General features: G+C 62.4%; 12 protein-coding genes. 7 read left to right on the top strand and 5 right to left on the bottom strand.

Annotated features, from left to right (window positions below):
• Positions 1-40: 40 nt before the first annotated feature.
• Together PMI24_RS19665 and gloB are read right to left on the bottom strand one after the other, a co-directional pair.
• Entirely contained in the window at positions 41-1519 is a 1479-nt protein-coding gene (locus PMI24_RS19665) for a transglycosylase SLT domain-containing protein (protein ID WP_007956939.1), read from the bottom strand.
• A 99-nt stretch (positions 1520-1618) separates the two neighbouring features.
• Positions 1619-2386, bottom strand: a complete 768-nt coding sequence (gene gloB / locus PMI24_RS19660) for a hydroxyacylglutathione hydrolase (protein WP_007956937.1) — start codon at positions 2384-2386, stop codon at positions 1619-1621.
• A 65-nt stretch (positions 2387-2451) separates the two neighbouring features.
• On the opposite strand from gloB, the gene PMI24_RS19655 reads away from it, so the two are divergent.
• The 5 genes from PMI24_RS19655 (at position 2452) to PMI24_RS19635 (ending at position 7647) form a co-directional block, all read left to right on the top strand.
• The gene (locus PMI24_RS19655; RefSeq protein ID WP_007956935.1) at positions 2452-3210 is read left to right on the top strand and encodes a methyltransferase domain-containing protein; all 759 of its coding nucleotides are present in this window, start codon (positions 2452-2454) and stop codon (positions 3208-3210) included.
• A gap of 94 nt (positions 3211-3304) precedes the next feature.
• A complete protein-coding gene (rnhA, locus tag PMI24_RS19650; protein WP_003224162.1) occupies positions 3305-3766 on the top strand; it encodes a ribonuclease HI in 462 nt (153 codons plus the stop codon).
• 82 nt (positions 3767-3848) lie between these two features.
• Positions 3849-4607: a DNA polymerase III subunit epsilon gene (gene dnaQ, locus PMI24_RS19645; protein ID WP_007956932.1), complete on the top strand. Its 759-nt coding sequence runs from the start codon at positions 3849-3851 to the stop codon at positions 4605-4607.
• Positions 4608-4762: 155 nt separating this feature from the next.
• Positions 4763-7018, top strand: a complete 2256-nt coding sequence (locus PMI24_RS19640) for an Orn/Lys/Arg decarboxylase N-terminal domain-containing protein (RefSeq protein WP_007956930.1) — start codon at positions 4763-4765, stop codon at positions 7016-7018.
• 14 nt (positions 7019-7032) lie between these two features.
• Complete coding sequence (locus tag PMI24_RS19635) at positions 7033-7647, top strand: GNAT family N-acetyltransferase (RefSeq protein WP_007956929.1); 615 nt, start codon at positions 7033-7035, stop codon at positions 7645-7647.
• Here PMI24_RS19635 and PMI24_RS19630 read toward each other — a convergent pair.
• Complete coding sequence (locus PMI24_RS19630; RefSeq protein ID WP_007956928.1) at positions 7613-8506, bottom strand: LysR family transcriptional regulator; 894 nt, start codon at positions 8504-8506, stop codon at positions 7613-7615. The genes PMI24_RS19635 and PMI24_RS19630 overlap by 35 nt on opposite strands.
• 85 nt (positions 8507-8591) lie before the next feature.
• Complete coding sequence (locus PMI24_RS19625) at positions 8592-8828, bottom strand: hypothetical protein (RefSeq protein WP_007956926.1); 237 nt, start codon at positions 8826-8828, stop codon at positions 8592-8594.
• Between the two features lie 185 nt (positions 8829-9013).
• Between PMI24_RS19625 and PMI24_RS19620 the strand changes: the two genes are divergently transcribed.
• Both PMI24_RS19620 and PMI24_RS19615 read left to right on the top strand, forming a co-directional pair.
• Positions 9014-9571, top strand: coding sequence for an NADPH-dependent FMN reductase (locus PMI24_RS19620; protein WP_007956924.1), 558 nt, complete (start codon positions 9014-9016; stop codon positions 9569-9571).
• A 171-nt stretch (positions 9572-9742) separates the two neighbouring features.
• Positions 9743-11026, top strand: coding sequence for an arsenic transporter (locus PMI24_RS19615; protein WP_007956922.1), 1284 nt, complete (start codon positions 9743-9745; stop codon positions 11024-11026).
• Here the strand turns inward: PMI24_RS19615 and PMI24_RS19610 are convergent.
• Positions 11023-11973, bottom strand: coding sequence for a DUF1853 family protein (locus PMI24_RS19610; protein ID WP_007956920.1), 951 nt, complete (start codon positions 11971-11973; stop codon positions 11023-11025). The genes PMI24_RS19615 and PMI24_RS19610 overlap by 4 nt on opposite strands.
• Between the last annotated feature and the right edge of the window lie 73 nt (positions 11974-12046).

Raw genomic sequence — 12046 nt, 5'->3', positions numbered from 1 at the left:
GACAGGCGAAAAAAAGCCCCTGAAATTCAGGGGCTCTTTGTCAGTGCGGCTGGTAGACCGTGAGCATCTGCCCGGGCTTGAGTGCCTTGCCGGCGCCCGGGTTCCAGCGCTTGAGATGTTGCATCTCGACGTTGAAGCGCTTGGCCACCACGTACAGCGTGTCGCCGCGTTTGACCTTGTACTGGGTCTGCTGCTTGCTGTCGTCCTTGTCTTTGGCCTTGCTGCTGGTCTTGCTGTTGGCAGCGACGACCGTATTGATGCGTCCGCCACTCTTGCGGGTAGGCGTGGGCTGGGTGGTGTCGCGCATGACCAGGGTCTGGCCGACTTTGAGGTTCTTGCCGGTCAGCTTGTTCCAGCGTTGCAGGTCCTTGACCTCGACCTTGTTGGCCTTGGCGATGGAGCCGAGGTTGTCGCCGCGCTTGACCCGATAGGCGCGCTTGGCCTGGGCGATCTCGCTCGGGTCGGCGCCTTCGAACACCGGTTTCAGCGAACGCGGGCTGATCAGCTCTTCAGGACGCATGGTCTGCAGGCTGGCGGTCAGCAGTTGCGCCTTCGAGGTCGGCACCAGCAGGTGCTGCGGGCCGTCGATGGTGGTGCGCTGCTTGAACGCCGGGTTGAGCTGGAACAGCTCGTCTTCGTCGATGTTGGCCACCGCCGCGACCTTGGACAGGTCCATGCGCTGGTTGATTTCGACGACCTGGAAGTAAGGTTCGTTGGCGATCGGGTTGAGGTTCACGCCATAGGCTTCAGGCGTCAGAACCACTTGCGAGAGCGCCAGCAGTTTTGGCACGTAAGCCTGGGTTTCCGCCGGCAGCGGCAGGTTCCAGTAGTCGGTCGGCAGGCCGAGCTTTTCGTTGCGCTCGATGGCGCGGCTGACCGTGCCTTCGCCGGCGTTGTACGCGGCCAGGGCCAGCAGCCAGTCACCGTTGAACATGTCGTGCAGGCGGGTCAGGTAGTCCATCGCTGCCGTGGTCGACGCGGTGATGTCACGACGGCCATCGTAGAAACGGGTCTGACGCAGGTTGAAGTAACGCCCGGTGGAAGGAATGAACTGCCAGAGGCCCACCGCGTCGGCCCGGGAATAGGCCATCGGGTTGTAGGCGCTTTCGATGACCGGCAGCAGTGCCAGTTCCAGCGGCATGTTGCGTTCTTCGAGGCGCTCGACGATGTAATGAATGTAGAGGCTGCCGCGTTCGCCGGCGTTCTCGAGGAAGGAAGGGTTACTGGCGAACCACAGGCGCTGTTGCTCGATGCGCGGGTTCACGCCCAGACCTTCCTGCAGCTGGAAACCGCCGCGCATGCGCTCCCAGATGTCCTGAGGCACCTGCGGGCTGGGCTTTTCCGACAACCAGATAGGCTTCTGCTTGGCTCGCGCAGCAATGTTCGGCGTATGTGTCGCTTCAGTCTGCGGAGCATGGCTGGAACAGCCCGCCAGTGTGGCGGAGACAGCCACCGCGATGGCTTGCGCCAGGCGGGTCAAAGCATCTGAATTGACGGACTTACGTATGGATGACGACATTGGCTGGAAGTAAGTTCCGGGCAAAAATGTCGGGCGATTCTAGAAAGCGCACCCCCTGCGGTCAACCATTCAGAATTTTTGTACCAGGCAGGGAGCCACTTAGAACGTATCTTTCCATGCCCGCAGAGCCGCAAAAACCTCACTCGGCGCCCGGTTTTGAGGGCCGTTCCGTTCGTCCACTTTTTGTGTAACTAATATTTCACCGGTGCGCAAAAACGGGTTTGTGAGCTTTTCCAGCGCGAGGGTCGAGGGCAGGGTCATCACGCCGCTGGCGCGTTGCTGGGTGACTTTTTCCAGACGGGCGGCGATGTCCCGGTTGCCCGGCTCCACGGCAGCGGCGAATTTCAGGTTGCTCAGGGTGTATTCGTGGGTGCAGTAGACCAGCGTGTCTTCCGGCAGCGCCGCTAGACGGCTCAACGATTGGTGCATCTGTTGCGGCGTGCCTTCGAACAGACGGCCGCAGCCGGCAGCGAACAGGGTGTCGCCACAGAACAGCAGGCCATGATGGTAGTAGGCGATGTGTCCCAGGGTGTGGCCGGGCACGGCGTAGACGTCGAAGTCCCAGCCGAGCACGCGCACTGTGTCGTTGTCCTTGAGGGCCACGTCGCGCCCCGGAATGCTTTCGCTGGCCGGTCCGTAGACCGTGGCGCCGGTGGCCTTTTTCAGCGTCTCGACGCCGCCGACATGGTCGTGGTGATGGTGAGTGATGAGGATGTCGCCGAGCACCCAGCCCGGATGCGCGTCGAGCCACGCCTGCACGGGGGCGGCATCCCCCGGATCGACCACTGCGCAACGCTGGGTGGCATGATCCTGTAACAACCAGATGTAGTTGTCGGTGAAGGCGGGCAGGGCACTGATCTGTATCATCGTCGAATTCGCCAAGCGGGTAACATTGGCGCATCTTAGAGGTTCCTGGCGTGTTGGAGAATGCAATGATCGATAAAGCGTTCGCTCAGGCCGATCCTGACTGGCTCGCGCTGATCGGTGCAGCCCGTGAATGGCTGTCCGGCCCCCTCGGGCAATTTCTGCTGGACGAAGAACGGCGCATGCTCGAAGACGAGCTGGGGCGGTTCTTCGGCGGCTATCTGGTGCATTACGGCCCGTCCGCCGAAACACCGCCGTCGGCGCCGCAGGTGCAGCGCAATGTGCGGCTCGGCGCGCCGTTGCCGGGCGTGGAGATCGTCTGCGAAGAGCAGGCCTGGCCGTTGAGCGAGCACGCCGCCGACGTGGTGGTGTTGCAGCACGGCCTGGATTTCTGTCTGTCGCCCCACGGCCTTTTGCGCGAAGCGGCCAGCAGCGTGCGCCCCGGCGGGCATCTGCTGATCGTCGGCATCAACCCCTGGAGCACCTGGGGGCTGCGCCATGTATTCGCCCATGATGCGTTGCGTCAGGCGCGCTGCATCTCGCCGTCACGGGTGGCGGACTGGCTCAACCTGCTGGGCTTCGCGCTGGAGAAACGCCGCTTCGGGTGCTATCGTCCGCCGCTCGCGTCACCCAAGTGGCAGGCCCGTCTGGCCGGCTGGGAACGCAAGGCCGGCGACTGGCAACTGTCGGGCGGCGGCTTCTATTTACTGGTCGCGCGCAAGATCGTGGTCGGCCTGCGTCCGGTGCGGCAGGAACGCCGCGAGCCGATGGGCAAGCTGATTCCGCTGCCGATGGCCAAGGTCAACCGCCGGCGCATCGAACCGTAAACCTTCTTTTATTGATGGCCGGGTTAATCCCCGGCCTCGGCCATTGTCGATCCGTGATCGGCGAGGCCACGCATTTTTTCTGGATAGACTGGCAATGAGCGAAAGCGTCGATAGCGTAGAACTGTTCACTGACGGCGCCTGCAAGGGCAATCCCGGCCCGGGCGGCTGGGGCGCCTTGCTGGTGTGCAAGGGCGTCGAAAAGGAACTGTGGGGCGGCGAAGCCAACACCACCAACAACCGCATGGAGCTGCTCGGCGCGATTCGCGGCCTTGAAGCTCTAAAGCGTCCGTGCGAAGTGCTGCTGGTGACCGACTCGCAATACGTGATGAAAGGCATCAACGAGTGGATGGCCAACTGGAAAAAGCGCGGCTGGAAAACCGCCGCCAAGGAGCCAGTCAAAAACGCCGACCTGTGGAAAGAGCTCGACGAGCAGGTCAACCGCCACAAGGTCACCTGGAAATGGGTCCGTGGCCACATCGGCCACCACGGCAACGAACGCGCCGACCAGTTGGCCAACCGTGGGGTGGATGAGGTTCGCGGTTACAAGCAGAGCTGAATCCTTCCCACTGAAACACTCCCGGCGAGCGTGTTAACATCGCCGCTTTTGCACGATTGACCCCGTTGAGAGCTGAACACTGATGGCCACCAGATCCGTTGTACTCGATACCGAAACCACCGGCATGCCGGTGACCGACGGCCACCGGATTATCGAAATCGGTTGTGTCGAGCTGATCGGTCGTCGCCTGACGGGGCGGCACTTTCACGTTTACCTGCAACCGGACCGCGAGAGTGACGAGGGCGCGATCGGCGTTCACGGCATTACCAACGAATTCCTGGTCGGCAAACCGCGTTTCGCCGAAGTGGCCGACGAGTTCTTCGAGTTCATCAACGGCGCGCAGCTGATCATCCATAACGCGGCGTTCGACGTTGGCTTCATCAACAACGAATTCGCCCTGATGGGCCAGCAGGATCGCGCGGACATCACGCAGCACTGCTCGATCCTCGATACCCTGATGATGGCCCGGGAGCGTCACCCGGGTCAGCGCAACAGCCTCGATGCCTTGTGCAAACGCTACGGCGTCGACAACTCCGGCCGTGAGCTGCACGGCGCATTGCTCGACTCGGAGATTCTCGCCGACGTCTACCTGACCATGACCGGCGGCCAGACCAGCCTGTCGCTGGCCGGCAACGCCTCCGACGGCAATGGCACGGGCGAAGGCGCGGACAACTCCGCCACCGAAATCCGTCGTCTGCCGGCAGATCGTCAGCCGGGGCGGATCATTCGCGCCACCGAAGCCGAGCTGGCCGAACACCAGGTGCGTCTGGAAATCATCGCCAAGTCCGCCGGCGCCCCGGCGCTGTGGACCCAGCTGCTGGAAGCCGAAGCCCAGGCGTAATACAAAAAAGGATCGTCCGGACACCCAAGCCGTGTCCGGACGATCCTTTGTTTTTGGCAGTACTGACAACTGGCCACCCTCGCCACATCGGCTCCGACCCTCTACCCTGAGGACATTGGCAGATCACTCTCCGCCGCCTCAGGACACTGAGCCCCATGTACAAAGATCTGAAGTTCCCGGTATTGATCGTCCACCGCGACATCAAGGCCGACACGGTTGCCGGTGACCGCATCCGCGGAATCGCCCGAGAGCTGGAGCTGGAAGGTTTCAGTATCGTTTCGGCCACCGACTACACCGAAGGCCGGCTGGTGGCGTCGACCCATCACGGTCTGGCGTGCATGCTGATCGCCGCCGAAGACGCCAGCACCAATTCCCATCTGTTGCAGAACATGGCCGAACTGATCGGTCTGGCCCGGGTGCGGGCGCCGGATCTGCCGATCTTTGCCCTTGGCGAGCAAGTCACCCTGGAGAATGCCCCGGCCGATGCCATGGCCGAGCTCAACCAGTTGCGCGGCATTCTCTACCTGTTTGAAGACACCGTGCCGTTTCTCGCCCGGCAAGTGGCGCGGGCGGCGCGTAAATATCTGGACGGCCTGTTGCCGCCATTCTTCAAGGCGCTGGTGCAGCACACCGCTGATTCCAACTATTCCTGGCACACTCCCGGCCACGGCGGCGGGGTGGCTTATCACAAGAGTCCGGTGGGGCAGGCGTTTCACCAGTTCTTCGGGGAAAACACCCTGCGCTCGGATCTGTCGGTCTCGGTGCCGGAGCTGGGTTCCTTGCTCGACCACACCGGGCCGCTGGCCGAGGCGGAAGCGCGAGCTGCGCGTAATTTCGGCGCCGATCACACCTTTTTCGTGATCAATGGCACCTCGACCGCCAACAAGATCGTCTGGCACTCGATGGTCGGGCGCGATGATCTGGTGCTGGTGGATCGCAACTGCCACAAGTCGGTGCTGCACGCGATCATCATGACCGGTGCGATTCCGCTGTACCTCTGTCCGGAACGCAATGAGCTGGGCATCATCGGCCCGATTCCGCTCAGTGAATTCAGTCGCGAATCGATCCAGGCCAAGATCGATGCGAGCCCGCTGACCAAGGGCCGCGAGCCGAAAGTCAAACTGGCGGTGATCACCAACTCGACCTACGACGGTCTTTGCTACAACGCCGAACTGATCAAACAGAGCCTGGGCAACAGCGTCGAAGTCCTGCATTTCGACGAAGCCTGGTACGCCTATGCGGCGTTTCACGAATTCTTTGCCGGCCGTTACGGCATGGCCACCTCGCGCAGCGAGGACAGTCCGCTGGTGTTCACCACCCATTCCACCCACAAACTGCTGGCGGCGTTCAGTCAGGCTTCGATGATCCATGTGCAGGACGGCGGCGCGCGGCAGCTGGATCGCGACCGGTTCAACGAAGCGTTCATGATGCACATCTCGACGTCGCCGCAGTACAGCATCATCGCCTCGCTGGACGTGGCGTCGGCCATGATGGAAGGCCCGGCCGGCCGCTCGCTGTTGCAGGAAACCTTCGACGAAGCCCTGAGTTTTCGTCGGGCGTTGGCCAATCTGCGCCAGCACATTGCCGCCGATGACTGGTGGTTCTCGATCTGGCAGCCGCCGGGCGTCGAGGGCATCGACCGGGTGCAGACCGAGGACTGGCTGCTGCAACCCGATGCGGACTGGCACGGTTTCGGCGAGGTCAGCGACGACTACGTACTGCTCGACCCGATCAAGGTCACCCTGGTCATGCCGGGCCTGACCGCCGGCGGCGCTTTAAGCGACAAGGGTATTCCGGCGGCAGTGGTCAGCCGTTTCCTGTGGGAGCGCGGATTGGTGGTGGAGAAAACCGGCCTGTATTCATTTCTGGTGCTGTTCTCCATGGGCATCACCAAGGGCAAGTGGAGCACGCTGCTGACCGAACTGCTGGAGTTCAAGCGCAGCTACGACGCCAACGTCAGCCTCGATACCTGCCTCAAGTGTGTCGCGCAGGAAGATCCTGTGCGCTATCGCGGCATGGGCCTGCGCGATCTATGCGATCAGCTTCACGCCTGCTATCGCACCAACGCCACCGCCAAACACCTCAAGCGCATGTACACCGTGCTGCCGGAAATCGCCATGAAACCGGCCCATGCCTACGACCAACTGGTGCGCGGCGAAGTCGAGGCGGTGCCGATCGACGAGCTGGAAGGCCGGGTGGCGGCGGTGATGCTGGTGCCGTACCCGCCGGGCATTCCGCTGATCATGCCCGGCGAACGTTTTACCGAATCCACGCGCTCGATCATCGAATACCTCAGGTTTGCCCGCACGTTCGACGCAACGTTTCCGGGGTTCGTGGTCGATGTGCACGGTCTGCAACACGAAGATGAGGGCAATGGGCGGCAATACACCGTCGATTGCGTCAAGGAATGAGGGCTTTTCCGAGTATGCAACCGGTCATGAATCCGAAATACCCGGGGCTGTCGGTGCGGGTCGCCGACGAGGGTTTTGCCGAATATATCTGGGGCAGCGATTTCAGCTTCGAGGTGGCTGCCTACGGCGCGGCTGAAATCGGCAAGCCCGTGGCGCAATGGGCCGTGACGTCCATCGTGCCGTATCGCAAGTGCTACGGCATCGATCCGGAGGAGTTCAGCAGTTTTCGCGACGCCGCCGACAGTGCGATTTTCATGGCGTATCTGGAGGACGAACCGGTCGGCCATCTGGTGATCAGCACCAACTGGAACGGCTTCGCCCATATCGATGAACTGGCGGTGCACGCCCCGGCGCGGCGCCATGGGGTGGCCAAGGCCTTGCTGGATGTGGCGCAGTTCTGGAGCCGCAAGAAAAAGCTGCCGGGGATCATGCTGGAAACCCAGAACAACAACCTCGGCGCCTGCCGCCTGTATGAGCGTTGCGGGTATGTGATCGGCGGCATCGACCATCTGCGTTATCGCGGCATCGATCCGAACACCGCCGAAGTGGCGCTGTTCTGGTATCGATTGTTCGATAACCCGCTGGAGCATCCGATCAGTTCGCCAGCATCGCCTCGGCTTGTTCCGTGACGATCCCGAGCAGCGTCTGAATCGCCGCTGACGGCGCGGTGTGTTTGAAGGTCAGGGCATAGAGGCTGACTGGTACCGCCGGCGACAGCGGGCAGACATCGAGACCGCCCGCCCGTGCGCCGAGGGCGGTAAACGGGTCGACGATCGCCAGGCCTTCGCCGGCCTCGACCATGCTGCGCATCATCTGGTGGGTCTGCACCCGGGTCTGGATGGTCGGCGCCGGGCGCAGGGCCTGGAGCTTGTTTTCCAGGGCCGGGCTCAGCGGATCCTGACCTTCGAGGCCGACCATCGCCTGGCCGGCCAGATCCTGCAGCGAAATGTACTTCTGTTTCGGTTGCAGCCAGCCGTGCGGCGCAAGCAATTGCAACTTGCCCTGGGCCAGTGGCTGGCAATCAATGTCGGGGTGTTGTGGGTCGTGCAGGCTCAGGCCCAGATCGCTGTCGCGCAGCAGCAGGTGGCGGACGATGTCGCGGGTCGGTTCGCTGAGCAGGGTGCAGGGCACGTCGGGCAAGCGACGGCGCAGGGCGGCGAGACTTTGCGGCAGCAGTTGCTGGGCCAGCGGCGGGGTGCCGATGATCCGCAGGGGTGGGGCGAGGTATTGCTTGAGGCTGCTGGCCAGCCGTTGCACCGGCTCCAGCGCTTCATAGATGTGGCCGATCTCGATTTGCAGCGCCCGGGCCTCCGGGGTTGGCTGAAGTCGTCCACGTACGCTGGCGAACAGCATGAACCCGAGCTGACTCTCGGCTTCGCGCAAACGCTCCTCGACCTCGGGCGCCGGTAGTTGCAGCCATTCGGCGGCGGTGCCCACGTGACCGGTCTGCAAAAGCGCCTGAATCACTTCGATATGACGTAAACGCATGCGTGAAGTCCATGTCCGGCCGTTGGGGTCAGTGGCTGAATCCTACCCCAACTCGGCGCGGATGACTTCTGCTCATAACGATCGGTTATGAAGCGACCGATGGCTCGGGTTCGCGGATCAGGGTGATGCCCGACTGGACCAGCAAAAACTCGTTGTCGTCGATCTTGTTGACGCGGTCGCCAATCGCCAGTTTGTAGGTGGTAACGGGCTCCGTGCCGGTGAAACCGTCTGCCGACGGGTTGGATTCCTGGAACTCATGCACGGAATAAACGCGGCCTTCCGCATCTCTTGCATGGAACTGACCGACGAGTACTGCTGCCATCTGCTTAGAACCTCTGGAGATAAAACGCTTGATTTGCGGCTTGGTAGACCTTCATCGAGCTTGGTAAGTTTTCCTACAGGAAAAAAATATTCCAGACGCGGGAAATAACCTTCGGCGTCTGGTGGAATCGTCGTCGGATCATCTATAACTACTGGCTCCTCCCACGGACAGTCGAGAGTCTTCCAATGAGCAATGTCTATAACGTCGCAGTAGTGGTCGGCAGCCTGCGCAAGGCGTCCATCAACCGCAAGGTCGCCCTGGCGCTGGCGGAACTGGCACCGGCCAATCTCAAGCTGAACATTGTCGAAATTGGCGATCTGCCACTCTACAACGAAGACATCGACGGCGATTCACCGCCGGCAGCCTACAGCACTTTCCGGCAAAAAGTGGGTTCATCCGACGCTCTGCTGTTTGTCACCCCGGAGTACAACCGCTCGGTGCCGGCGCCTTTGAAGAACGCGATCGACGTCGGTTCGCGGCCTTACGGCAAGAGTGTCTGGAGCGGCAAGCCGGGGGCGGTGATCAGCGTTTCGCCGGGCGCCATCGGCGGTTTTGGCGCCAACCAGCATCTGCGTCAGTCCTTTGTTTTCCTCAACGTGCCATGCATGCAGCAGCCGGAAGCCTACCTGGGCGGCGCGGGCACGGCGTTCGACGAGGCGGGCAAACTGAACGAATCGGTGAAGCCGTTCCTGCAAAGTTTCATCAATGCTTTTGGTGAGTGGGTGGCGCAGCACAAGAAGTGATCCACTGAGTTTTCTGACAAGATATCGACCCTGTGGGAGCGAGCCTGCTCGCGATGGCGGTGTATCAGCTGGCACATCAGTTGAATGACACACCGCAATCGCGAGCAGGCTCGCTCCCACAGGTTTTGTGGTGTGGCTCAATCTTTCCCCTTTTATTGAAGGCTGTCGCGAATGCTCGCTGCGTCACTGATTTTCCTGCTGACCATTACCCTGGTGATCTGGCAACCCAAAGGCCTCGGGGTCGGCTGGAGTGCAACGTTCGGCGCCATCATCGCGCTGATTTTCGGTGTGGTGCACCTGAGCGACATCCCGCTGGTGTGGCAAATCATCTGGAACGCCACCGGCACCTTTGTGGCGCTGATCATCATCAGTCTGTTGCTCGACGAAGCCGGGTTCTTCGCCTGGGCCGCCCTGCACGTAGCGCGGTGGGGGCGGGGCAGCGGGCGCAAGCTGTTTGCCTTCATGGTGCTGCTCGGCGCGCTGGTGTCGGCGCTGTTCGCCAATGACGGCGCGGCGCTGATCCTCACACCGATCGTGATTTCCATGCTGCTGGCCCTGCGCTTTTCCCCGGCGGCGACCCTGGCGTTCGTCATGGGCGCGGGGTTCATTGCCGACACCGCGAGCCTGCCGCTGGTGGTGTCGAACCTGGTGAACATCGTCTCGGCCGACTTCTTCCACATCGGTTTCAACCGCTATGCGGCGGTGATGGTGCCGGTCAACTTCGTCAGCGTCGCGGCCACGTTGGGCATGCTGCTGTGGTTCTTCCGCCGTGACATTCCCAAGAGCTACGACCCTGAACAGCTTGAACATCCGGAAACCGCCATCCACGACAAGGCCACGTTCTACGCCGGTTGGGCGGTGTTGCTGATTCTGTTGATCGGTTGTTTCGCGCTGGAACCGCTGGGGATTCCGATCAGTGCGATCTCGGCGGTGTGCGCGGCGCTGTTGCTGGCGATTGCCGCGCGCGGGCACAAGATCTCCACGCGCAAGGTGATGAAAGAGGCGCCGTGGCAGATCGTGATTTTCTCGCTGGGCATGTACCTGGTGGTCTACGGACTGCGCAACGCCGGGCTCACCGATTATCTGGCCGGGTGGCTGGATGTGTTCGCCGGTCACGGGGTGTGGGGCGCGGCGATGGGCACCGGTGTGCTGACGGCCTTGTTGTCGTCGATCATGAACAATCTGCCGACGGTGCTGGTCGGGTTGCTGTCGATCGATGCCAGCCAGGCCACGGGTGTGGTGAAGGAAGCGATGATCTACGCCAACGTGATCGGCAGCGACCTGGGGCCGAAAATCACCCCGATCGGCAGTCTCGCGACCTTGCTCTGGCTGCATGTGCTGGAGCGCAAGAATATCCGGATCGGCTGGGGGTATTACTTCAAGGTCGGGATCGTGCTGACGGTGCCGGTGTTGCTGGTGACGCTGGCCGCACTGGCTGTGCGGTTGTCGGTTTAATTCTGCCCCGGCACGTTCGGCCACAGATCCGACACCAGAAACAGCCGCTCGGCTTCTTCCCACTCACCCCGGGCATTTTCGGTCAGGCGCACCATCAGTTGCGCCGGGGCCAGCGGTTCGAGTTCATCGAGCCAGGCCTGCAAGTGCCCATTGCTCCACGTCTGGTCCGCCGGGTAGTGCGCCGGCGCCAGCCAGGCGTGGCGGGGCAGGGGTTGCCAGCGTCCGTCCGGGCGCTGGGCGACAAACGCCGGCCAGTCTTTCTGATGCAGCCAGCTGCCGCGCAAATGCTGCGGGTGGGCGCCGCTGGGCGGCACCGACTGACCGGGCCATGGATACAACAGATATCCGCCAAGCCACAGTTGCGCACTGAACGGCCCGACATCCAGCGCCGCCAGCACTTCGCGGCTTTCCGGGCGCGCGGAGATCGGCAGCTGATGTTCGCTCAAATGCGCCAGTTTGCGATCCAGCCGATCATGACAGCCCGGTCCCAGCCACGACGCCGGGTCATGGCCGTCGCCGTTCTGCGGGCCGAGGTAGAGCTTGATCGCCAGTTCCAGGTGATGCACGCCGTCGCGGTCGCGCAGCAGCATGTCCAGCTCGCCGAGGGTGTGGCCTTCGCGGCGGATCGGCAGGTTGGCGGCGATCAGTTCGATGCCTGGCGCGTGTTCCACCGCAAATTGCCACAACCGCTCGTAATACAGGCCCAGGCGCCGGGTGCGGGCCTGGGACAGCCAGTGCAGCAGGCCGTAACTGTCGCGGTCGAGCTGGCGCAGCCAGTGTTCCAGACGCTCGGGGTCGCTGACCCAGTCGCTGCCCGCCAGCGGATGGCGCTGCGGCCACGGGGTCGTGGCGAGCATCGGCGGGGCGAGGATCACCCACGCCAGATCGCGCACCTCGGGGTGGCGTAACTGGTGGGGCAGCTGAAGCAAATCGGGAAATAGGATCATCTTGCGAGCATAGCCTCAAACACCGGTGCATCCTCGGGGCTGAAAGGATTTTGTCTATCCGGCGCTTTCGCCC

It is taken from the genome of Pseudomonas sp. GM25 (assembly GCF_000282255.1).
Classification (GTDB): domain Bacteria; phylum Pseudomonadota; class Gammaproteobacteria; order Pseudomonadales; family Pseudomonadaceae; genus Aquipseudomonas; species Aquipseudomonas aphyarum.
This window is presented reverse-complemented; position numbering and strand designations above follow the sequence as displayed.

Bases quoted from the DNA above. Each gene is read 5' to 3' on its own strand.
- PMI24_RS19665 (WP_007956939.1), bottom strand. From the start codon at position 1,519: ATGTCGTCATCCATACGTAAGTCCGTCAATTCAGATGCTTTGACCCGC.
- gloB (WP_007956937.1), bottom strand. From the start codon at position 2,386: ATGATACAGATCAGTGCCCTGCCCGCCTTCACCGACAACTACATCTGG.
- PMI24_RS19655 (WP_007956935.1), top strand. From the start codon at position 2,452: ATGATCGATAAAGCGTTCGCTCAGGCCGATCCTGACTGGCTCGCGCTG.
- rnhA (WP_003224162.1), top strand. From the start codon at position 3,305: ATGAGCGAAAGCGTCGATAGCGTAGAACTGTTCACTGACGGCGCCTGC.
- dnaQ (WP_007956932.1), top strand. From the start codon at position 3,849: ATGGCCACCAGATCCGTTGTACTCGATACCGAAACCACCGGCATGCCG.
- PMI24_RS19640 (WP_007956930.1), top strand. From the start codon at position 4,763: ATGTACAAAGATCTGAAGTTCCCGGTATTGATCGTCCACCGCGACATC.
- PMI24_RS19635 (WP_007956929.1), top strand. From the start codon at position 7,033: ATGCAACCGGTCATGAATCCGAAATACCCGGGGCTGTCGGTGCGGGTC.
- PMI24_RS19630 (WP_007956928.1), bottom strand. From the start codon at position 8,506: ATGCGTTTACGTCATATCGAAGTGATTCAGGCGCTTTTGCAGACCGGT.
- PMI24_RS19625 (WP_007956926.1), bottom strand. From the start codon at position 8,828: ATGGCAGCAGTACTCGTCGGTCAGTTCCATGCAAGAGATGCGGAAGGC.
- PMI24_RS19620 (WP_007956924.1), top strand. From the start codon at position 9,014: ATGAGCAATGTCTATAACGTCGCAGTAGTGGTCGGCAGCCTGCGCAAG.
- PMI24_RS19615 (WP_007956922.1), top strand. From the start codon at position 9,743: ATGCTCGCTGCGTCACTGATTTTCCTGCTGACCATTACCCTGGTGATC.
- PMI24_RS19610 (WP_007956920.1), bottom strand. From the start codon at position 11,973: ATGATCCTATTTCCCGATTTGCTTCAGCTGCCCCACCAGTTACGCCAC.